Genomic DNA, 20,787 nt, shown 5'->3' with positions numbered 1-20,787 from the left:
TCCAATTAGGAAACAAAGCCCTGCCTAGGATCAAAATGGTACTCACCTTGCTCATTCACATAATACATATCGGCTTCGACATGCAATGCATCGTAGGTTTTTGCTTTTGTTGATTTGCCAGAACCGGGCAACCCTCGAATGAGTATTAACTTCATCTGTCACTGTACAGGCTAATTTGAAAACATGAGTTTATCGTAAATAGTAACGAGTTGCTCTGATAACTGCCTCTGCTCAGCATACGAAAACCAAGTACTTACACACGACTCAGACAATCACTGAATACAATGAGACTCCCCTCGAAGTGCGTGGATTGCTTCTGATAGAAAACACAAATAATTTACATCTATCCATTTTGCATATCGACAAGCGTACCAAACTACTATAGATTTAGATGTATAGACGTCTACATATCTAGCTTAGGGAGAAAGCTGTGCCTATTCGCATTCCAGACCAATTGCCAGCATCCGATGTTCTTCGTGAAGAAAACATCTTCGTTATGCCGTTATCAAGAGCATCGACACAGGAAATTCGTCCACTTCGAGTCTTGATCCTCAACCTAATGCCGAAGAAGATTGAAACTGAAACTCAATTTTTACGCCTACTATCGAACAGCCCATTGCAAGTTGATGTAGAGCTGCTGCGCATTGATGATCGACCAAGTAAAAACACACCGACTGAACACCTTGATAACTTCTATCGCCAATTTGAAATGGTCAAAGGAAGAAACTTTGATGGATTGATCATCACTGGTGCGCCGCTTGGCTTGGTTCAATTTGAAGATGTTATCTACTGGGACCATCTGAAAACCATCATGGAATGGGCAAACAAGCACGTTACTTCAACTCTATACGTGTGTTGGGCGGCTCAGGCTGGTTTGAAATTACTGTATGATTTGCCAAAACGCACGCGTAAAGAGAAGTTGTCTGGTGTTTATAATCACGAGATACATAACCCATACCACCCTATTTTACGTGGCTTCGACGATACATTCTTAGCTCCGCACTCTCGCTATGCGGACTTCTCTCAAGAGTACTTAGCAGAGCATACCGACCTTGATGTTCTTGCGACTTCTGATGTTGCGGGTGTATATCTAGCGGCGACCAAAGATAAACGAAACGTGTTTGTAACGGGTCACCCTGAGTACGACTCTCACACACTTCACAATGAGTACATTCGAGATTTGGGTGAAGGCATGGAGCCTGTGATACCAATCAACTACTACCCGAATAACAATCCAGACAACAAACCGGTTGCAAGCTGGCGCAGCCACGGACACTTGTTGTTCTCAAACTGGCTAAACTACTGCGTTTACCAACAAACGCCTTACGATCTGGATCATTTCAGCGAAGACAACTTTACCAAAGACGATTAAGTTCTTTCTTCCGATTCACAAACACATAAACCGTGTTCAGTATGTTGTTGATAAAACGACGAATTGGACGCGGTTTTTTTATGGTGTGTGGGTCGCATTCCATGATAGATTTACGACTTCAATGGGTTTGATTTCATATGATGGGTTGGTGTTCATAAGGAGCTTCACATGCCTGCCAAGCCATCATTTTCAAATCCGATTTCGTTGTCCCGCCCTCTTTCGTTATCAAGTGTGGTACTACTTGCCTCGCTTTCCTTGGCCGGTTGTGTCTCTGTCACTGAAGGACCGCCAAAGATTGAAAGTGATCCTATCGCGATGTCTGAATCTCGAATCGAATTAGGTTTGGGCTATATGGGACAAGGCAATATGGTGAGAGCGCGTGAAAACCTTGAGCTCGCGATTAAACACGCACCTAGCTACTACCGTGCTCGGCTTTCAATGGCGCATTACTACGAACAAGTGGGTGAAGTAGATGAAGCGAGAACCACTTACCGCAAAGCACTCAGTCTTGATTCAAGAAATGGCAATGTATTGAACAACTACGGTACCTTCTTGTGTAAACAGGGCGAATACGAACAAGCCGATAATTACTTCAATCGCGCCATCGACCAACCCTACTACTACTTGGTGTCTGCAAGTTATGAAAACGCCGCGTTTTGCGCATTTAAGGCTGGCAATACAGACCAAGCGAAGTACTACTTCAGCAGAGCGATTGACCACGATCCAAACCGCGTGAAATCGATACTACAGTTATCAAAAATTGAAGTGAGTGACGCCGATTACAACGACGCTAGGCTTCGTTTATTCAAATTCCACCAGCGTTATGGCTACCAAATTCCATCGCTTAAAATCTTGGTCGAGCTCGAAAACAAAGCAGGTAACAGTGCTCTAGAGAAGAAATATCAGAGTAAGTTAGATGAGTTACTTTCTGCTTAGCGCATATGAAAAACACAAAAAACGGGCTTGTTGCGTTAACAACAAGCCCCTACGTAATTTCAACTTAATATCTTAACTAAGTGCAGCCGCTATTTTAGCGCGATCCACTCTTGTCTTTGTTCGTCATCCATAAAGGTCCATGCGATAAAGCGACTTACCTTCTGGCCTTGTGACATCTCGACGACTTTCACTTGTTTAGCTCTAAGCTTGCCAAGCTCTGAACGAACCATATCGACGTTATCTTTCTTAGAAATCAATGTCGTAAACCACAAAACTTGAGTAGCAAAAAGTTGACTCTCTCTCGCCATCTTCATAATGAAAGCGGCTTCACCACCTGGGCACCAAAGCTCGGCTTTTTGACCACCAAAGTTTAAGGTTGGTTTATTTTGCGTAGTTGATTTATCTAACTTAGCTAGCGTCTTATTCGTTTCTGGCTTGAATGACTTACCCGCTTTCTTAGCTCGGTTTGCCGCTAGGTTATCCAGTTTACGTTGTGATCCCTTTTCCGCCTCTTCTAGAGAGCTATGGAATGGAGGGTTACAAATTGTGACATCGTAACGTTCATTATCCTTAATCACGCCCTTAAAGATAGATTCTGAGTCAGCTTGTAGGCGAGCTCGGATCTTACCTTTTAGATTAGGGTTACTTTCCGCAATGAAGTTCGCTGTTTTGATGGAGACTGAATCAACATCTGTCCCTGTACAACGCCACTTATACTCTGTCGCACCAATGATTGGGTAGATACAGTTTGCACCGACACCAATATCTAATGCTTTCACAGACGCGTGGTTATAGGGTTCACCTTGGCCATCGCTATTAAGGATGTCGGCCACTCTGTGAATGTAGTCTGCACGACCAGGAATTGGCGGGCACAAGTAACCAGCAGGAATATCCCAATGTTTAACGCCATAGTGATGCGCCAACAAAGCTTTGTTGAGTAGCTTAACGGCCAATGGATCAGAGAAATTAATGGTGTCTTCGCCAACCGGATTCTTGATCAGATGCTCTTTTAGCTCAGGCAAGGCTGCAACTAGTAACTCGAAGTTATAGCGGCCAGTGTGCTGGTTTCTTGGGTGTAATCCACCTTGAGGTTTTTCAGCCGAGCGTCTTTTCTGAGCTGCGTTCTTGTTAAAAGCCGTTTTATTGAAAGAACCCTTATTCGATGATCCTTTATTTGCACCCTGCTTCCCTTTACTGTCTTTTGCAAAAGGTCGCTTTGCTTTGTTATTGCCCGCGCCTTTAGGTGCGCTATTCTTGCGGCTTTTATCAGATGTGTTCTTTGTAGAAATACGCTTGTCGCTGCTTGGCTTAGCTGTACTTGGCTTAACATCAGCTTGGTTGTCTTTTGTTTTTGCTGATGAAGTGCTGTTTTTCGACAGGCTTAGCGTCGTTCTATTTTGTGATTGGCTCATTGGGCTACTTCTTTAAATCTAAATACATCATGAATAAACGGGCATCCAACTCAAGTTGATGATATTCCGGTTCCATGTGACAGCATAGTTGGTAAAAGGCTTTGTCGTGCTCTTTCTCTTTGATATGCGCCAGTTCGTGTACCACCAGCATTCTTAGCAAAGGTTCTGGTGCATTTTTAAAAACACTGGCGATACGAATTTCATTCTTTGATTTGATCTTTCCACCGTGATTCTTAGCAACGTAAGAATGCAGACCTAACGCATTATTGATTAGGTGTATCTTGCCGTCGTAAATCACTTTGCTGATCGGTGGTGTTTTTTTCATGTAGCGATTTTTTATCTCAATCGCATAGTCAAACAGGGCTTTCTCGCTTTTTATTTCATGATTCTTTGGGTAGCGAGCTTCAAACCAAGGCACCAATTTACCCGACTCTACAAGTTGAGTAACAGGATCAAGAATGTGCTTAGGATAGCCTTGAATATAGCGTAAAGAAGGATGCATGCTGAAAGACCGTACAAGTTACACCACGACAATACGTTGTGGTCTTGAAAATTGAGCCGCATAGTGTAACTGATCACACTTTTCTAATCACCTAGGATTCGTTACACTTTAGCGAGATTCACCAAGAGAATGAAAAAATGAAACGTGTTGTATTGTACGTCGCAGACAAATGCCCGCACTGTAAAGATGCCCAAAGGTATTTAGACTCTAAGAAAATTGTTTACCGCCTGACGAATGCAAAGATGCAGCGTGGCCGTAAAGAATTGCAAGCAATGGGTGCTCGTTCTATCCCCGTGCTTAAAATCGGCGATCAAGTGATGGTCGGCTGGAATCAGAAAAACTTCGATAAGATGTATAACTCAAAGAACACCTAACGTGCTCTGAGCCAGTCATACTTCTATACAACAAAGCCCGAATATCCAATCTAGGATGTTCGGGCTTTGTTTATTTAAATCTTACTAAATCACACATACCGCTTAACGAAATCAATAAAGGTTCTGTCAGCTTTCGACAAATACCCTTCCTTTCTCCAGGCCAACGATAGATTCAGTTTTACAGGGTCTTTAAATGGCACGCCTATCACGTCTTTCTCATATTCCGTAACTAAGCTCAACAGCGCGGTGATCGCAAACTCTTGTTTAACGATAGAAAGAATCATCGGGAGCAAGTTGGTTTCAAACGCAATGGTCATATCAAGATCGTACTTCTTACAGGTCGCATCAATAAAATCGCGGTGGAAATAGCCCGATTTAAACATGATCAGCTCTTGAGCAAAAAATTCTTCAAAGGTGATGGATGGTTGCGTTGCCAGTGGGTGATCTTTGCCAACTACAGCTAACATTTCTGAGCTTAACAGATGATCCGTTTCCAAATCATCTGGAACGTTCTCATGATTAATTACGCCAATATCGAGTTCGCCGTTTAACAGCATTTCACGAATCGATGCGGTGCCAGCATCAATCAAGGTCAACTTTAGGTTTGGGTATTGGCTTTTAAATGCCATCACTACTTGGGGGAAAAAGTAACTGCCCATCATACTTGGAGCGCCTAATCGAACCTCGCCTTTTTCTAGCCCCTTTAGTTCATTCATCGCGAGCTGAGCATCATCAAACTGCTGGGCGATTCGCTTTGCATGCTCAAACAGTACTTTGCCCTCCTCCGTTAAAGTGACGGATTTATCGCCTCGACGAAATAGAATCAACTCTAGTGTCTGTTCTAGTTTTTTAATGGAGATACTCAATGCAGGCTGTGCGATATGCAGCGCTTTGGCCGCCTGGGTGAAGTTACCAAACTGAGCAACAGCCAGAAAATGTCGAAGTGGTTTTGATTCAAGCATGGCGATATATTTAATATATAGAGGTGATATTTTTAATATATTTCTTTAATCACACCTGTACTGATAACTTGTTCACAAATAGCTTACTAACTCGCGCAGGCACAACGTAAATGTTTGATAAAGGCAGTCCTCAATACAAACGTATCACTCAATCATTGGCGATTGGTTCATTTATCATTTTCTGTAACCTTTACCTCTTTCAGCCTATCTTGCCGCACATGGCGGAGCACTTCCAAGTATCTGAAACTCAGATCAACTGGTTATTTGCCGCGACAACACTTGGGCTTTCAATCAGTTTGGTGCCTTGGGCAATCGCTTCTGAAACCTTTGGTCGAAAACCCATTATTCTGTTCAGTCTGTTCGCTATTCCTTTGATTGGATTGAGCATGGTGTTCACAACCACTCTACTGCAACTTGTTATTGCCAGAGCATTCATGGGAATCGCCGTTGCTGCTTTTGCGGGCGTGGCTGTTGCTTATATGGTCGAAGAGTTATCACCCAAAGCATTCGCAGTCGCGATCGGCGGTTATATTGCAGCCAACTCATTGGGTGGAATTTTCGGACGTGTACTCGGGGGCTTAATCACGGATTACTTTGACTGGCACGCTACGGTAGTGTTTTTCGTGGTCGGCTCCTTAATCGGCGCACTCTATATTGCGTATAGCCTGCCTGACCAACAAAACTTCAAACCTCAGAAAGGGTTGTTCTTTCATCATAACCGCTCGGTTGTAATGCACTTAAGAAACCGTACCTTGTGGCTCGCGATGTTGATTGGTGGCGCTAACTTCGCGCTGTTCGTTAACTTGTATTCAGTAATGGGCTTTAGGTTGGTATCCGAACCTCACTCAGTGCCTGTAGGTTTAGCTTCACTGATATTCCTATGTTACTTGGCCGGAACGGTAAGCTCTAAGCTCTCGAACAAATGGACACTTCGCTTTGACCCGTTAAGCGGAATATTGATGGGTGTGTGTATTAGCTTAATCGGAATGCTAATTTCTGCCGTCGACAAAGTCCCGTTCATGCTAGCAGGCTTGTTATTGATTAGTGGCGGTGCGTTCTTCGCCCATACCCTTGCCTACTCTTGGGTAAGTCAAAAAGCACCAAGCGCTAAGGCGACAGCAACCGCACTTTACTTGGTTCACTATTATATTGGCGGGAGCTTAGGTGGTTTCTTACTCTTGTATTGCTGGCAACTGTTCGGTTGGAATGGCGTGATTGCGGGCGGTTCAATCTTCTATGTTGCGATATTTGCTTGGGTCTACCAGTTGAAACAGCTACAAGTATCGGCGTCTAAACTTGCACAAGCATAAGTACGACTAAGGTTGTAACTCAATTATTGCTTTTGATTGACGTCCGTTCTGATATCCTACGCAAAATTTCATTTCGGAACCTGTTATGTCGAACACTCAAAGCACAGATCTTCAAACCATCCACGACCAAGTAAAACAGTGGTTAGACGATGTCGTTATTGGCCTAAACCTGTGTCCATTCGCAGCCAAGCCACAACGTAATAAACAGATTAAGATCTTTGTGAGTGAAGCGAATACGGAAGAAGCGTTACTGGAAGACATCATGACGCATTTCGTAGAGTTAGATAATACGCCAGTTGCTGAATTAGAGACGACTTTAGTGGTGGTTCCTAACATGCTGCAAGATTTCTTCGACTACAACATGTTCATTGATTGGGTTGAAGCGTTGATCAAACAGCAAGACTGGGAAGGCGTTTACCAAGTGGCAACGTTCCATCCTGACTATTGCTTTGGTGGTGCGGATCCAGAAGACGATGAAAACCTAACGAATCGCTCTCCATACCCTGTTTACCATTTGATTCGTGAAGCAAGCATGGAAAAGGTACTGAAGCACTACCCTAACCCTGAAGCGATCCCAGACACCAACATCGCAAGAGTTGAGTCTTTAACGCCAGAAGAACGCCGTCAACTGTTCCCTTACTTGTTTAGTTAATAGTTCAGTTAATCGCTAACATGATGGCTCATATTCCTGAGCGCTCTTGATGATATGGACGAGAAATGAACTGATCTCGTCCATTTTGTTTCGCAATGTACAGACACTCATCGGCAACTTTGATGAGCTTATCTAACGCCGACATCCTTTCCCCTTTGGTATCCCCTGTACTCAACTCAAAATGACACGCACCAATTGATATAGTGACAGGCTTTCGATCCAGTGTGATTTTCTTCATCTCTTGCAAAAGAGTCATGAACTTATCTTCAACATAGTTTGGTGTTTTATTTGGATACCAAAGAATGAACTCTTCACCACCAAAACGCGCCACAAACTCACCCTTTTGAGTGTTATTGTTCAGCACGCTCGCCACTTTCTTTAATACAACATCGCCCATTTGGTGACCGTAAATGTCGTTAACCTGTTTAAAGAAGTCGATGTCGACAACCGCCAAGGTTCCCTTTCCTAAAGAGCCTTTTAACTGCTCGACTTCCGCATTCAACGTTTTAAACAAGCAACGTCTATTTGGCAAGTGTGTCAGAGGATCATACAGAGCTTGATACTCCAATTTCTCATTCAACTCTTTGAGTTTTCGTTCTTGCTGCCTTCTAACCAGCTCCACTTCGATCCATGATGCCATTAGTCTCATCACGTCGACATCGAACTCTTTGAACTCACGATGATAGGGTGCTGGGCTTGAAAAGTTTAAGGTGCCATAAAGCTCATCATTAACGAAAATGGGAACCCCAATATAAGACTCCAAGCCAAAAGACTGGTAAGCAGGATGCTTCGCATACTTATCGTGTTTGCCACAATGCTCAATACAGATAGGACCAATCGATTTACAGGTAATTTCGCAATAGGTTGAACGATAATCAAAAGTGTCACCGCTATTGAGTTCTACCCCTTCAGGCGTAACACAATGTTCAACAACATAAGTATTGCCATCGACTTTCGATAAGATACCAATATCAAGGTTGAAGCGTTCAAGCCCCATAATAAGCAGCTGAGCGATCTGAATATCGAAGCCCTTTCGATAATCATTGGTGATTTGATACAAGCGGCGTATAACAATTTCGCTTTCACTGGCTTGGTTCATAAATGGGATTCCACTACTGCTGACATTAATGGCAACATTAATATTTCGTATATTAAGAAGAGTAAAGTGTAAAAAAACATAATAATCAATTAGTTTGTATGCAAAATACCTCATTGGTCCAATGAATAAAAGTCGCGTTCTTCCACTTTGCGTTAGCACCCCATTACTACCTTTGTTAAAATGATCCATTAACGAAACAAAATGGATAGGAATATGAACCTTTCTCAACTAAACCAAGAAATCTACGATCACCTTTACCGCGACATTGAAGAGTTCCGCAGTACTTTTGATCTGCCGGTTGCTGCTCCTGAAACAATGGACGAAAAAGGCGATACGCTACATACCTCTCTAGCGATCGAAGAGCTAACAGAACTTGCAGAAGCTGACTCTAAAATCGAACAAGCGGACGCTATCGTAGACAGCGTTTATGTTTTGATGGGACGTCTGGTTCACCTTGGCCAAGCTAAGGTTGAAGACAACCTAGCAATCAGCTACCTGATCGACCTACTGTTGAATGTTTCTAAAAACCGCTCAATTGACTTCTTACCTTGCTGGGACGAAGTACACTCAAGCAACATGAGCAAAGTATGTCGCAACGAAACTGAATATGCTGAAACAGAAGCTTTCTATGCTGAGCAGAACATCAAGCTGATGGCGGTTCAAAAAGGCGAATACATCATCGCTAAGTGTGCGGAAGATTTCGTATCGGAAGGCAAGACAGTTCGCCAAGGTAAAGTACTAAAATCTGTACACTACCGTCCTGCGAACCTTGAGCCACTAACGGCTTAACTAAGTTTACGACTGAACTAAGGTTATGGCTGTAGCTCTTTAAAGCACCAGCGCACCAAAATAGCAAACGCCACGTTTAAATAACGTGGCGTTTTATTATCTGTCAGTTAATTCTAACTGTGTTAATCGTAGCTGTGTGTTAATCGTAGCTAAATGCTATACCAGTCGAGCCATATGATAAGCCGCCACATATTCGCCATTTCTGAAAGCGAACCCTGCGGACTCTCCTTCAATCACGAAACCGAACTTCTTATACAGGCTGATCGCTCTTTCATTATCGGTGTATACCGTTAACTCCATTCGCTTGATGTTAATCCAGTTATCACACAAGTCGATCGCGGTCGCGAGCAGCTGACTACCCACACCTTTGCCTAGCACATCGTCTTTAACACCCATACCAAATGAAGCCACATGTCGTCTTCTTGGATTCACGCACACTTCCATTCCCAAGTTGCCAACAATCTCATCGTCGATCATCGCGACATACGAGTACACGTTATCAGGCATATTAGAGATTCGTTTTTGCCAGCTTTCCAGAGATGGATTTGGGAGTTGCAGCGTACCGGTATAAGCATTAGTGCATTCGTAAACTTCTTTTATTCCCTTTGCATCTGACGGTTCAGACCGTCTCACTATAATACTCATCGCAACTCCTACTATTTTCATCGCTAAATATGAAACACATCCTTAATGTGCACCTAGACACACTATCAAATAGTGAATATTTAACAATAGGTTAGATGAACTTATCTTATTGGGCTTAATTGATACTGAGTAAACGCCCTCTCTCAATATCTTGCTCAAGTACCTCCGGTGTCAAGTCACCATGTCCATGGTGATCGTGATTATGGTGATGTCCATGATCGTGGCCGTGTGAATGACTTTGATGTTCATTTGATCTTTGAGCTAACTTATCTGAATCCAAATAAGTGTCAGTCAAATCAGCACAATAATCTTGAGTCCATAAGCGACGAGCGTCGTCATCACTCATAATTTGCTCCGCTTTAGGACCCAACTTATCCATGTAGTACATCCCCAACTCCTCACCCTCGACATTGGCATGGTTGATAAGGTTCATAAACGCAGGCTCTTGATTCTCATCTGATAGATGACCATTTTTGTAACACACGGTTAGACCAATAATATCGTCGCCAAGTTTCTCTAATTCAGGGTTAAAATGATTGTGACTATGATTATGTTCGGCAGCGGCGACATGCATTGGAGTAAGTAAAACACATGCGATAGCCAGTAGCTTAATGGTATTTTTCATGGGATAGACCTTCTGTATTTTCGAATACAAATTTGATTAGTTGGCTGACTTAGCTTCTTGTGAGATGAGCTAAGTTAAGGGGAACTTCAAGACCATTTCAGCCTGAGTACCCCTCTGTCTCACTACAAATAATCAATATGATTGGATAACGAGGCTCGATATAACGAGCGTTCTATAGACAAAAATCACTTATCAACTACGATTCTTGCTGGTGCGATGGTGTAAGTCATTGGCTTCACCTCCCATTCACCTTTTGCTTCCAATGCAACCGCTAGTGCTTGCGCCTCTTCACATACCTTCGCTGGTTTTCCGTCAGCCCAGTACGATGGACCCGAGGTGTAGCCGCACATCACTGAAAACGTGTGTTGGCCATTCTTTGTGGTGTATTCCGTCATAATGACACCACCTTCTCCATGCGTTATTTTTAGTGAGCCTTCATCGGCGACATGCATTGCATCGGAAGGATTCGGTTTAACATACGTTGTGTAGGTCCCGCCATCTGACATGGATTGGTTGTCATACATGGTGTAGCCTTCTTTTTCTGAAGGTAAGGTCAGTTCGTAGTTAGGATCAATATCCGCTAAACGTTCTGAGTTATTCGTCGCACCAGGTTGATAGTTGTGAGCATTTGATTGTCCGTTAGCGAAAACAGACGCTGACACTAAAGATAGAATGACGACCGCTAAAATTGATTTTTTCATAATGAACTCCAGATATTCTAAGCAAAGATGTTGTAAGCAATAGTTTTTATGATTGAGTAAGAGAATGGGTTTATTTACCTAACTTTTTAGGATGTGAGGGCAATATCAGCCCTCACTGCAAATACCCTATTTGTTGTCGGTTCCTGCTCCTTCACCAGGCTCAGTTGGACGACTTACCGACTTGCGCTCAAGGTTGTGGTGAGCACGCACTCTATCCATGTATTCTTGCTTGGTGTTCATACCTTGCTTCATTGCTTCTGGTACTTGTTCAGCTGGGATCACGATGTCACGGTCGACTGGCCACTCAGTTAACAGCTCTGGGTGGTAGCCTTCTGGATAGTACAGTTTTGGATCCAACTCTAAATCACGAATCTCTTGTTCTTGTATGTCTTCACGGCTGTTTTTCGGCAGCGGGATTCTAAAGTCAGACCCATCGGCCATATCAAATTGTGGCGCTCGCGCATTCGGGAAATCAGGTAAAATACCTTCACGAACCCACGCATTATCTTTAGTCATGTTAACGACAATGCCATCTGGCGCACCGAAGTGGTAAGGCCCTTGCCAATGGTGGCGAACCTCTGCAACGGTTTCCTCATTGAGATATGGGTCGAATGTCATGTGCGTTGTCATGAACAAGCGCGGTTGTACTTCATTCGCCACATAACCCGCCGCGTACGCTGGTGTATGGTGAGTATCAACGGTGTAACGTGCTAAGAATGGCGGTACACCTTGAATAATCGAAGACACACCAAACGTTTCGGTTTGCAGCTCAGTAATGAACAAGTCTGCACCTTTTGCGTATTTCAAATCCAACTCTGTTGGGCGACCGTCTCCTGTCCAAACAAATGAAAGCACTCGGCCGTCATCTTGAGTCCAATTCAAGCGGTAACCAGACGCGCCATCTTTTGCGTGACTGCGTCGCCAGTGAATCACTTCCACATTGTCTTGGTCATAGATAACGCCACCGTCGTCGCGGAAATCAAACTCGTGAACCACAATGTCGTTGCCTGATGGGAACACATCAAATGCATCGGTGTGCCAGTTCAACATTTGTTGCATGCCTTCAATCATATGACGAGTGCCATATTCTGGAGTCGCACCACTCGGACCATAAATGTTAAGCGGCTTTTCCCAGCGACCATTCCAACCACCAAATTGATACAGGTAAGGTAACGAGCCGTAATGGTCTACGTGTAAGTGAGTAATGAAGATATGGTCGAGTTCATTCATCGCGACACCCGCCGCTACGTAGTTCGCAATTGATCCTTCACCTAAATCAAAGACAAAGTTAGAGCCGTTACCCAATTCGACGTATATCGAGGTGTTTGCCTGCCCCGGGCGAATCATTGGTGATGTCCCCATGAACGTGACACGCATTTCATCCGGTTGAACTTCTTCAGTGCGTGGGAACCAGTTGGCGCCCGACACCATGTGATCGCCATAAGGTGCAATGCCCTCAAACATCAGGCCTTCTTTCCAACCTGAATTGGTTTCTTTGCGATAGTCACCATTGTTTACACCGCCCATTAACACAGAAAGCACTTCTTCTTCTGAAGAATACAAGTTCCCCTTAGGTTGAGTGCTCAGATACTCTTCAAGGGTTTCACCCTCGTGATATTCAAATTTCTCGAGTTTTTGAATATCAGAGTTAGTTTGCTTGGTGTTGTATTGCATCATTGGGTCAGCAGCAAAAGCGGTGGTCGTGATGATCATTGCTGAAGAGATGATTGATAATTTTGCGAAAGTTCTCATAGTTTCACCTATCGGTCTGAGTATTTAGTAAATGAATGAAGTTCCTTCCTCACTCCGATACAAACAAGTTTATTAATAAACAGAACCTTGATATATAGTGTAAACTTTACTTAAAACCTCCATTTCATTTATGAGTTAATAACGACTCCACCATGATTTGGATGAGTGGCAATAAGAATAGAGGGAACTGAATTTGGACCTTAATCTACTGACGACATTTTTGGCCGTTTACAAACACAGCTCTATCACCGTGGCATCAGAGCAGCTCGATATTTCTCAACCCGCGGTAAGCGCGGCGATTAAGAGACTCGAAGGTGTCGTGGGCAAGGCTTTATTTGTGAGAGAAGGACGAGGTATCGCGCCTACTGGAGCAGCGGTATCACTCGCTAATAAGATAGAAGACCCATTGAACATCATTGGAACGGTTGAGCAGCAAAAGAATGACCTTAAAGTCTATTGCACAGAGAGCTTGCTTCATTTCGTTAGCCAGGTTGAAGGCGTAAGCTTTACGGAAGCGCCACTCGAAGAGGAAGAACTGTTTGATGCGCTTACTGCACAAAAAGTAGATATCGTCATTGATGTACTTTCGAGTAAGAAACACTCATTGATTGAAGAAACCATCGTCGATGAGGAGCCCGTGTGTCTGACTCGAATCAACCACCCTCGAATTGGTGAGACACTAAGTAAAGAAGAGTATTTCCAAGAGGAACATATTGCGCTCAAGATCAAACGCGCCAACATGAACACGGTCGAGTTTTTATCAGAGAGCGATATCGAGCCGAGAAAAGTCAGAATTGAAACCAGCTCAATTTCAAGCATGCTGATTTTGGCAAGCACGACAGATTATATCGCCGCTTCTACTCGCTCTTTTGCAGAAATGCTTGCACCAGCGCTTGGCTTACGCGTTCACCCTATCCCCATCAAATTAAGACCGATCACGTTTCGAATGCTCTATCACCGCCGCTACGCTAAAGACGAACAGCACATCAAAACCCGTGAAGCAATCAAATCAGCATTAAGGAAACATAAATGAAACTGAGGTTTTAACTAAAGTTAACCCTATTAATATAAATTCAGTTTAATCACATACTCTCTAGCAAGTTAATTCAATAGAACGACACTGGAGAATCCATGAAAAAACTTAACCTTATTGCTCTACCACTTACGTTACTCAGCAGCGCAGCGTTTGCGACTTCGACTCAAGTTTACATCGAACAAAACGTTGCCTCTAATGCTGCTGATAACGGTGTCTACACCACAGAAGCTGGCGCATTAATCGATACCTCAGAAAATGGACAAGTCTATATAGGTTTTGATGACCAGGGTTGGCTAGCCGCGGGTTACGGACACGACTTTCACATCAGCGAATCCTTCACGTTCAACCTATACGGTGAACTCGGTAAATGGGACAACGGTGAAGAGTTATTAATCGAAGGTATTATCGATTATCAAGTGAACGACAACTTCAATGTATTCGGTGGATTGGGATATAACCAGTCAGGGCAAGTACTCGAGAATGTAAGCGACACCACGATCAACACCAATAAGTTCATCGCCGGTGCGGGGTACTCACTCGCAGGCTGGGATTTAGCTTATCAATACACTCACGAAAACAGTGATGGATCCAATGGCGGGTTTACCCACAACGATGACAACGTAATCTTTCATCAAGGCGACTACCGTACCAATGAGCACGAAGTCGTTCTCTCTAAAAGCATCGACGACTGGACACCCTACGTGAAATACACCTACTTCAATACCAACGAAGGTGACCTTTACTTGAACGGCCAATCGATGGGCCCGATCGACAACGACAATATCATTACGCTTGGTTTGTCTTACGACTTCTAAACATCTCAGATTCAATTCTCATAGGCAGATGGATTTGCCCACCTTTCGAGGGCACTACTATGAAAATGACTCCTCAACGCAACAAAGCCATTAATATCGCTGCAGCGATCAGTATCGTTTTGTTTTCTGCGATTCCCACCTACGTAAGTGCTGATCACTTAGACCCCCATTATCTAGAGCCGAGTCATCTAGAAACCAGCTATCTAGACTCCTCCTCCGTCGAATTTATGACACCAGATTTTGATCAGGGGTATCTTAACGATGAGATTAAAGAAAACCTTATTCTGAAATAATTCTTCAACACATTACAAAACGTTATATAGCTCTTGTTTTCTATATAACTCTCATCTTCTTATAGAGCCGTGCTGAGTGATTAAGACTCCGTTCCTGAATCACTTTTTCTAGGCTGATGACATTCAAAACCGCAAATGCAGACGCTAAAAAAGACACCACACTCGTCAAAAAGTGTGGTGTCTTGGTTATTATTGCAAGGCTAATTAACTAACAATAGTTAAGATTAGTTGGCTGGACGCCAAACGCCCCATTTGTCATTTTCGTAAGTCGCTTTAGGGTTAGTACCACCTTGAACCCACCATTGTGCTTTCCATGACTGGTTCGAGTAAGTCACGACTTCGCCACCAAGGTAAGTCGCTGATGAGTCCCACGTACCTGGATCTGGCGTAGGGTCTGGGTCAGGAGTCGGATCAGGATCCGGCGTTGGATCTGGGTCTGGTGTTACGCCACCTTCATCAGCAATTACTTCAAAAGTGAAGGTTTCAAAACTGTCGCTTTCAATCGAGCTAGCCATAAACGATAAAGTTTCGTTTGCAGTGATGCCAGTGGTATCAACTACGATAGAAGCCGTGCCGTTATTTTGAATGCTTACAGAAGTACCTTGAGTTTGAGTCAATGTCGCCGCTTCGCTTGTTGCAATTACAACTTTGTCGCCAGCATTCACTACGTTGTCACTCTTCACTAGCTCGTAGATGTCGCCTTTTAATGGTTCAACACCACCGTCGCCACCATCAATCAGCGTTAACTGACCAGAAGCACGGCTATCTTTTGAGTTAAAGAAGTTACGTGAAGGATCGTTTTGGAAGTACATGTAGTGCTGCATTTCAGCGTGCCAATCACCAATGAAGATCGCGCCATCTTTAAACTCTTCGTGCCAGCCGTTAATCTCTGAAGCCAACAAGCGAGCCCAATCGTTAACGTTTGAAGCGTCGATAACGATGTCGAAGCTACGCGCGACTTCACCGTACTTGTTGATGATGTCGTACTTAACCGTATCACCAATTTCTGGCGTACCAAACTGGTCAGAAACAAACAGGTCGCCACGGACTAGATCAGGTTGAGGTGTAGGCTCTGGTGGAGGGGTTGTGCCACCCGCGATAGTGATGTCTGAACAGTTGTAGAAGCCTTCGCCCGCAGCATCATCACGTTGCCAACGAACGAATAGAATCGCATCGCCAGAACGGTCTGAAGGAATAGTGACATTAATGCGGTACTTGCTGCCATTAACCGGAACGTTACCCTCTTCTTGGATAAGATCTAAGTCTCCCCACGCTAGGCCTTTGCTTAGGTCCGCGTTTGGTTTCGTTAGGTAGAACTCCCAGAAAGAAGGGTTGTGTGGCGCTGTCGCATTGAATACATATTCAAACGTACCAGTATTTAGCTCGGTACGAGTCCAACCAGTATGAGGCGCACCCATGCCGCGTTTTTGCGAATCGTTGGCATAACATAACGTGCCGTCAGGAATCGCCGCTTTTACAGCATTGATATTATTGAAATCTTGGACATTTTTCGCGTACTCGTTACGTTGAACAAACGGGTATGAACCCGAAATGTCTTTTGCTTGAGCACACGCAGCATTAGGTGGTGTACCCGACCAAATCCCGCCTTGCTCGTAACACGTGTTCTGACGCGCGCTTGGAAACTCAGACCAACCATGAGCATTTGCCACTGACGGCACACTCGATAGCATAGCCATACCCACTGCTATTTTTAGAATATTATTATTTATTGTTGTCACTTTCCCACTCTCTATTATTTTACCCTAAACACAAAACCAATTGGTTACTAACCAACCAGCACCGTAATTCGAAGGTTTATAGTTTCCGACTTAAAGAACAACGAAAAATATATACGTCAATTTTATCAATAACAGCGGGTTTTATATTAATAGGAATCAGCATCACACAACTCAAACAAATGCGTTGTAGATAGATGATATTGGTTCGAATTATCAATTTTTACCGACAAAAATTACGCATTCCCTAAGAAAATAGATCGCTAGGAAGGTATTTTTTCATTGAATTAATTGGAGTGAAACGCTCGCATAAATAATGATATTGAGTGCTTTTTATCATCATTATTATTACGTTGTTGAGACTGCTGTAAAGTCGCTAAGCTATTGAGCGTATACGTTTATAAATGGATAAATCATTAAACGTTAATTTGAACGAGCTAAACTAATAGCGGCTATTCATGCCAAATCGATTCGACATATCATCGTCCATACGACCGCCCTTCCAACCGCCACCGCCCAACAAATTAAGTACATCACGCGCGTTATATTCCTCACCACCGAAGAAGTCATTAGACACATTATTACGCAGCAATTGAATGGCTGGAGCAATTTCAGCAGCAAGGTCTTGTGGATCAGCAAACAATGCTAAGGCAACCAGTTGTTGGCGCTTACTTAATTCACATGAACTCGTTTCTACTTGCCCAATAGAGAAAAAGTCACTGCTTCCGTACGCTTTCACCAACTTTGCAGAAAGTGATTTGATTACTTTCTTGATTCGTCGTCGTTGAATATATCTAAACATATAGATTGCCTTGTATTGATGAGCTTAAGTTAACCAAACAGCAGATAAGTTTGATTGTCGACCGAGATGCTTTTTACTTGCGTGTTAAATACGGATTCTAGCTGTTCAGGCACAAGCACTTGCTCTGCACTGCCAGATGCTTGTAGTACGCCCTTTTCGAGCAGCAGTACTTGGTCGGCATGCCTCAAGGTTCGGTTCAGGTCGTGGTTAGCCATAATAACCGCAATGCCCTTCTCAGCCACTCGTTCGATAAGCTTGTACAACAAGGCTTCTTGAGCAATATCCAACGGAGCTGCGGGTTCGTCGAGGATCAGCAGCTTCGCGTATGGGTTAAGTGTCGGCCAAATTTGCAGGCACATTCCCGCCAAACGTACGCGTTGCCATTCACCACCAGACAGTGTCTGAATTGAGCGATGAAGTTTGTCTGCAATGTCTAGCATCTGGCTGATTTCTTCCAAAGCTGCGTTGATTTCAGCATCAAGGCCGTGTGAGGAGCCTGGCAGTGACAATGCAAGATATTGGAACACTTCTAAGTTGAAGGCTGGCCTTGCGCTTTGGCACAAGTAAGCGCGATGCAATGATAAATCTTGTAAAGACAGCTCCGACAAATCCTGCCCGTCGATCTTTATATCGCCTTTGTAACCATCACCAATTCCAGATATCGCTTCGAGCAAGGTACTTTTACCGCTGCCATTAGGGCCGATAACGTGAGTCACCTGCCCTTGCTTGAGCTCAAATGATAGTGGTAATAAACGAGCGCCGACGCTCAGGCTCTTAATTTGAATCATGATTTTTAATTAACATCCAAATGAAGATAGGCGCACCGATACTGGTGGTCATCACACCCAAAGGCAGCTCTGCGGAATCTAATAAGGTTCTTGCACAGATATCAGCAAACACCAACAACGCAGCGCCAGCAACGGCAGACAAAGGAAGAAGGTATTTGTTATCAGTACCAATCGCTAAACGCAACAAGTGTGGCACAACCAAGCCAACAAAGCTGATCACGCCACCTAAAGCTACCGCGCAGCCGACTAAAATAGACACGGCGAAAATTAGACGCCAGCGCAATCTCGGTACGTTTACGCCTAACTGTGCGGCATGCGTTTCGCCAATCATTAACTTATCTAGCTTACTACCTTGCAGGCACAGCCAAATAATCACGGGGATCATCACCAACGTGAGCGAGTGTTGATACCAAGTGACGCCACCTAAGCTGCCCATCAGCCAATACATCAATAAGCGTAGACTTAAGTCATCACTAAAATAGAACGCCCATGTCACCATCGCGCCAGAAAGAATGCCTAACGCGACACCCACTAGCAGTAATTTAGCCGTGGTGAGTCGCATGGTTTTTACCATGCTCACTAGAATCACGGTAAAACAAAGTGACCCTAAAACGGCGGCAATCATGAACAGTTCTGGGGTAGGAGCAAACGGCAAGAAGAACAGTACGATAACCATCGCCAAGCTTGCACCACCAGAAATGCCGAGCACACCGGGCTCTGCTAATACGTTACCCAATAAGACTTGTAAACTTGCGCCAGATACGGCTAACCCTGCCCCGATAGCAATAGCCGCCAATAGTCGAGGTAAGCGTAAATCAACCAGTAGTTTTTGTTCTAACGTGGACAATGTGCCCAGAGGGGAAATGAAAAGATCGCCAACCATTAGGTAAATCGCACTCAGCGCGACAAGCAGTGCTGCCATCAGATAAATGGCTCTAGTCCATTTGCGCTGTTTTTGGTGAAGAAGTTGTTGGAAATCCATATCAAGCTACTTTGAAAATGTTCGCGTAACCTTACCTGTATCCCCAAATAAACTCAAGGCTCACACCGTAATGTGAACCTTGATATTTCAACCAGTTGAGCGGTTGTTTTCGTCGTTTAAACCCGAGTCGATATTAATCGTACACAAGCTGACCATGGTCGAATCGCGTTTCAACTTCACACACCATTAAGGCTGCTCGTTGACCGATAGCAACATTACGATTAGGGAACACCACCGCTTCGTTTTCATTCTTAGCCATTAACGGTTTATCACCATCATGACCGAATACTTCACCGTGCTTGAACGCGGTAAAGTTCTCTACAGAATCTGAGAACATGAAATCGAAGTCATCATGTAAACGAACAATGGTTCTGCTCACGCGATAAGTGATGGTTCGCTTAGGTAAATGCTCTGGCTCAACTTCAGCAATCAAGTTACGCATCGCCAAGTCAAAAGCCGTTAGCTTATCAAGTTGGTTCTCACCAATTCTCGCGACCTGCCCTAGTTCCATTGTCAGTGCTTGCGCTTCGAAGTTTTCAGCACTGTACCAACTGAATGTACTGGTTGGCGCATTTGACAACAACACTGCTTCCACGTGCGCACTGTTAATGAAATCAAACAGCTCTTTACTGCGTACTTCGTGGCGAACTTTAGGGCTCACTGCAAACGAGTAATGCTTAGATAAACGGATTGCACAGTGCAAATCTAGATGCCAACGAGTGGCAGGTTCCGTTTCTTTGTAAAACTCAGTCACCAAGAACTTCAAGTTCTTCGCGATATCCACTTCTCGATTGCTCTCGTACTGCTTTTCATCAAACAGACGATTCATGTTCACATCAAGAAAACGAGTATGCGCGTTAGTGGCTTCTGGGTGAGCTATGATAAACAAGCATCTCGCGTTTACTACTTGGAAACCTGTTTCAATATCCTCAATGAGCTTATCGATCAGCTCCATTGGTGAAGTTTCGTCGCCATGAACACCGGTTGAAAAAATGATGTTCTTGGTTTCAGAATTAAAATCCGCGGGAATCACTTCCAAGACACCGCGTTGATGAAGCTTAATTTGAACACCGTTACTCAGTACGGTCTGTCCTGCAAACACTTCTTGCTCAAGATCTAGGCTGTCAAAAAGAAATGATTGGCGAAAGAGGGTCTTCGTCATGCGCTACTCCTTAATTGCACGGCCGTATGTTAATAAATTGTA

The 20,787-nt window shown here is 43.9% G+C and carries 22 protein-coding genes and 1 pseudogene; 9 read left to right on the top strand and 14 right to left on the bottom strand.

Features of this window, described 5'->3' with window-relative positions; genetic code table 11:
- Positions 1 to 20: 20 nt before the first annotated feature.
- Positions 21 to 155, bottom strand: a pseudogene (locus AB4384_RS15205) (ATP-binding protein); the annotation flags it as partial.
- 275 nt (positions 156 to 430) lie between these two features.
- Between AB4384_RS15205 and metA the strand changes: the two are divergent.
- On the top strand, positions 431 to 1,372 hold the full coding sequence (metA, locus tag AB4384_RS15200; protein ID WP_017059174.1) for a homoserine O-succinyltransferase: 942 nt from the start codon (positions 431 to 433) through the stop codon (positions 1,370 to 1,372).
- 168 nt (positions 1,373 to 1,540) lie between these two features.
- The gene (gene pilW / locus AB4384_RS15195; RefSeq protein WP_372129760.1) at positions 1,541 to 2,308 is read left to right on the top strand and encodes a type IV pilus biogenesis/stability protein PilW; all 768 of its coding nucleotides are present in this window, start codon (positions 1,541 to 1,543) and stop codon (positions 2,306 to 2,308) included.
- A gap of 89 nt (positions 2,309 to 2,397) precedes the next feature.
- Here the strand turns inward: pilW and rlmF are convergent, their stop codons facing one another.
- Positions 2,398 to 3,720: a 23S rRNA (adenine(1618)-N(6))-methyltransferase RlmF gene (rlmF, locus tag AB4384_RS15190; RefSeq protein ID WP_372129759.1), complete on the bottom strand. Its 1,323-nt coding sequence runs from the start codon at positions 3,718 to 3,720 to the stop codon at positions 2,398 to 2,400.
- 4 nt (positions 3,721 to 3,724) lie between these two features.
- Complete coding sequence (locus AB4384_RS15185; RefSeq protein WP_004734935.1) at positions 3,725 to 4,222, bottom strand: YgjP-like metallopeptidase domain-containing protein; 498 nt, start codon at positions 4,220 to 4,222, stop codon at positions 3,725 to 3,727.
- Positions 4,223 to 4,359: 137 nt separating this feature from the next.
- On the opposite strand from AB4384_RS15185, the gene AB4384_RS15180 reads away from it, so the two are divergent.
- Entirely contained in the window at positions 4,360 to 4,596 is a 237-nt protein-coding gene (locus tag AB4384_RS15180) for a glutaredoxin family protein (RefSeq protein WP_016786183.1), read from the top strand.
- 89 nt (positions 4,597 to 4,685) lie between these two features.
- Here AB4384_RS15180 and AB4384_RS15175 read toward each other — a convergent pair whose 3' ends face one another.
- Positions 4,686 to 5,558 carry a LysR family transcriptional regulator gene (locus tag AB4384_RS15175; RefSeq protein WP_372104381.1) on the bottom strand — a complete coding sequence of 291 codons (873 nt, stop codon included), beginning with the start codon at positions 5,556 to 5,558 and terminating at the stop codon, positions 4,686 to 4,688.
- Positions 5,559 to 5,668: 110 nt separating this feature from the next.
- Here AB4384_RS15175 and AB4384_RS15170 point away from each other — a divergent pair, with 110 nt between their 5' ends.
- Together AB4384_RS15170 and AB4384_RS15165 are read left to right on the top strand one after the other, a co-directional pair.
- On the top strand, positions 5,669 to 6,868 hold the full coding sequence (locus tag AB4384_RS15170; protein WP_372129758.1) for an MFS transporter: 1,200 nt from the start codon (positions 5,669 to 5,671) through the stop codon (positions 6,866 to 6,868).
- A gap of 85 nt (positions 6,869 to 6,953) precedes the next feature.
- Positions 6,954 to 7,520 carry a DUF1415 domain-containing protein gene (locus AB4384_RS15165; RefSeq protein ID WP_102393884.1) on the top strand — a complete coding sequence of 189 codons (567 nt, stop codon included), beginning with the start codon at positions 6,954 to 6,956 and terminating at the stop codon, positions 7,518 to 7,520.
- A gap of 28 nt (positions 7,521 to 7,548) precedes the next feature.
- Here AB4384_RS15165 and AB4384_RS15160 read toward each other — a convergent pair whose 3' ends face one another.
- Positions 7,549 to 8,619, bottom strand: coding sequence for a diguanylate cyclase domain-containing protein (locus AB4384_RS15160; protein WP_017070903.1), 1,071 nt, complete (start codon positions 8,617 to 8,619; stop codon positions 7,549 to 7,551).
- A 213-nt stretch (positions 8,620 to 8,832) separates the two neighbouring features.
- Here AB4384_RS15160 and AB4384_RS15155 point away from each other — a divergent pair, with 213 nt between their 5' ends.
- Positions 8,833 to 9,408 (top strand): nucleoside triphosphate pyrophosphohydrolase family protein, encoded by a 576-nt coding sequence (locus AB4384_RS15155; protein ID WP_304564037.1) that lies wholly within the window; start codon positions 8,833 to 8,835, stop codon positions 9,406 to 9,408.
- Positions 9,409 to 9,564: 156 nt separating this feature from the next.
- On the opposite strand, the gene AB4384_RS15150 is transcribed toward AB4384_RS15155, so the two are convergent.
- The 4 genes from AB4384_RS15150 to gntH all read right to left on the bottom strand — a co-directional run bounded on the left by AB4384_RS15150 (position 9,565) and on the right by gntH (position 13,131).
- Entirely contained in the window at positions 9,565 to 10,053 is a 489-nt protein-coding gene (locus AB4384_RS15150; RefSeq protein WP_017068284.1) for a GNAT family N-acetyltransferase, read from the bottom strand.
- A gap of 115 nt (positions 10,054 to 10,168) precedes the next feature.
- A complete protein-coding gene (locus AB4384_RS15145) occupies positions 10,169 to 10,678 on the bottom strand; it encodes a hypothetical protein (protein ID WP_102398476.1) in 510 nt (169 codons plus the stop codon).
- A 185-nt stretch (positions 10,679 to 10,863) separates the two neighbouring features.
- Positions 10,864 to 11,379: a hypothetical protein gene (locus tag AB4384_RS15140; protein ID WP_017068282.1), complete on the bottom strand. Its 516-nt coding sequence runs from the start codon at positions 11,377 to 11,379 to the stop codon at positions 10,864 to 10,866.
- A 126-nt stretch (positions 11,380 to 11,505) separates the two neighbouring features.
- Positions 11,506 to 13,131 (bottom strand): guanitoxin biosynthesis MBL fold metallo-hydrolase GntH, encoded by a 1,626-nt coding sequence (gene gntH / locus AB4384_RS15135; protein ID WP_102393882.1) that lies wholly within the window; start codon positions 13,129 to 13,131, stop codon positions 11,506 to 11,508.
- Between the two features lie 193 nt (positions 13,132 to 13,324).
- Between gntH and AB4384_RS15130 the strand changes: the two genes are divergently transcribed.
- From AB4384_RS15130 to AB4384_RS15120, 3 genes are all read left to right on the top strand, one after another.
- Positions 13,325 to 14,164, top strand: coding sequence for a LysR family transcriptional regulator (locus AB4384_RS15130; protein ID WP_017068280.1), 840 nt, complete (start codon positions 13,325 to 13,327; stop codon positions 14,162 to 14,164).
- A 98-nt stretch (positions 14,165 to 14,262) separates the two neighbouring features.
- Positions 14,263 to 14,982, top strand: coding sequence for a hypothetical protein (locus tag AB4384_RS15125; RefSeq protein WP_102393881.1), 720 nt, complete (start codon positions 14,263 to 14,265; stop codon positions 14,980 to 14,982).
- A 59-nt stretch (positions 14,983 to 15,041) separates the two neighbouring features.
- Positions 15,042 to 15,275, top strand: a complete 234-nt coding sequence (locus AB4384_RS15120) for a hypothetical protein (protein WP_102393880.1) — start codon at positions 15,042 to 15,044, stop codon at positions 15,273 to 15,275.
- 224 nt (positions 15,276 to 15,499) lie between these two features.
- Here the strand turns inward: AB4384_RS15120 and AB4384_RS15115 are convergent, their stop codons facing one another.
- The 5 genes from AB4384_RS15115 to AB4384_RS15095 all read right to left on the bottom strand — a co-directional run bounded on the left by AB4384_RS15115 (position 15,500) and on the right by AB4384_RS15095 (position 20,745).
- On the bottom strand, positions 15,500 to 16,966 hold the full coding sequence (locus tag AB4384_RS15115; RefSeq protein ID WP_372129763.1) for a lytic polysaccharide monooxygenase: 1,467 nt from the start codon (positions 16,964 to 16,966) through the stop codon (positions 15,500 to 15,502).
- 487 nt (positions 16,967 to 17,453) lie between these two features.
- Positions 17,454 to 17,813, bottom strand: a complete 360-nt coding sequence (locus AB4384_RS15110) for a DUF6559 family protein (protein WP_102320089.1) — start codon at positions 17,811 to 17,813, stop codon at positions 17,454 to 17,456.
- Positions 17,814 to 17,842: 29 nt separating this feature from the next.
- Positions 17,843 to 18,601 (bottom strand): vitamin B12 ABC transporter ATP-binding protein BtuD, encoded by a 759-nt coding sequence (gene btuD, locus AB4384_RS15105; RefSeq protein WP_102320088.1) that lies wholly within the window; start codon positions 18,599 to 18,601, stop codon positions 17,843 to 17,845.
- Complete coding sequence (btuC, locus tag AB4384_RS15100) at positions 18,588 to 19,583, bottom strand: vitamin B12 ABC transporter permease BtuC (protein ID WP_017065523.1); 996 nt, start codon at positions 19,581 to 19,583, stop codon at positions 18,588 to 18,590. The genes btuD and btuC overlap by 14 nt, the downstream gene beginning before the upstream one ends.
- Before the next feature lie 133 nt (positions 19,584 to 19,716).
- On the bottom strand, positions 19,717 to 20,745 hold the full coding sequence (locus tag AB4384_RS15095) for a succinylglutamate desuccinylase (RefSeq protein ID WP_017059157.1): 1,029 nt from the start codon (positions 20,743 to 20,745) through the stop codon (positions 19,717 to 19,719).
- Positions 20,746 to 20,787 lie beyond the last annotated feature (42 nt).

This window comes from Vibrio sp. 10N.261.51.A4, assembly GCF_041471945.1.
GTDB classification, from domain to species: Bacteria; Pseudomonadota; Gammaproteobacteria; order Enterobacterales; family Vibrionaceae; genus Vibrio; species Vibrio crassostreae_C.
The sequence above is the reverse complement of the archived record's forward strand: the minus strand, read 5'-3'. Positions and strand labels throughout refer to the sequence as shown.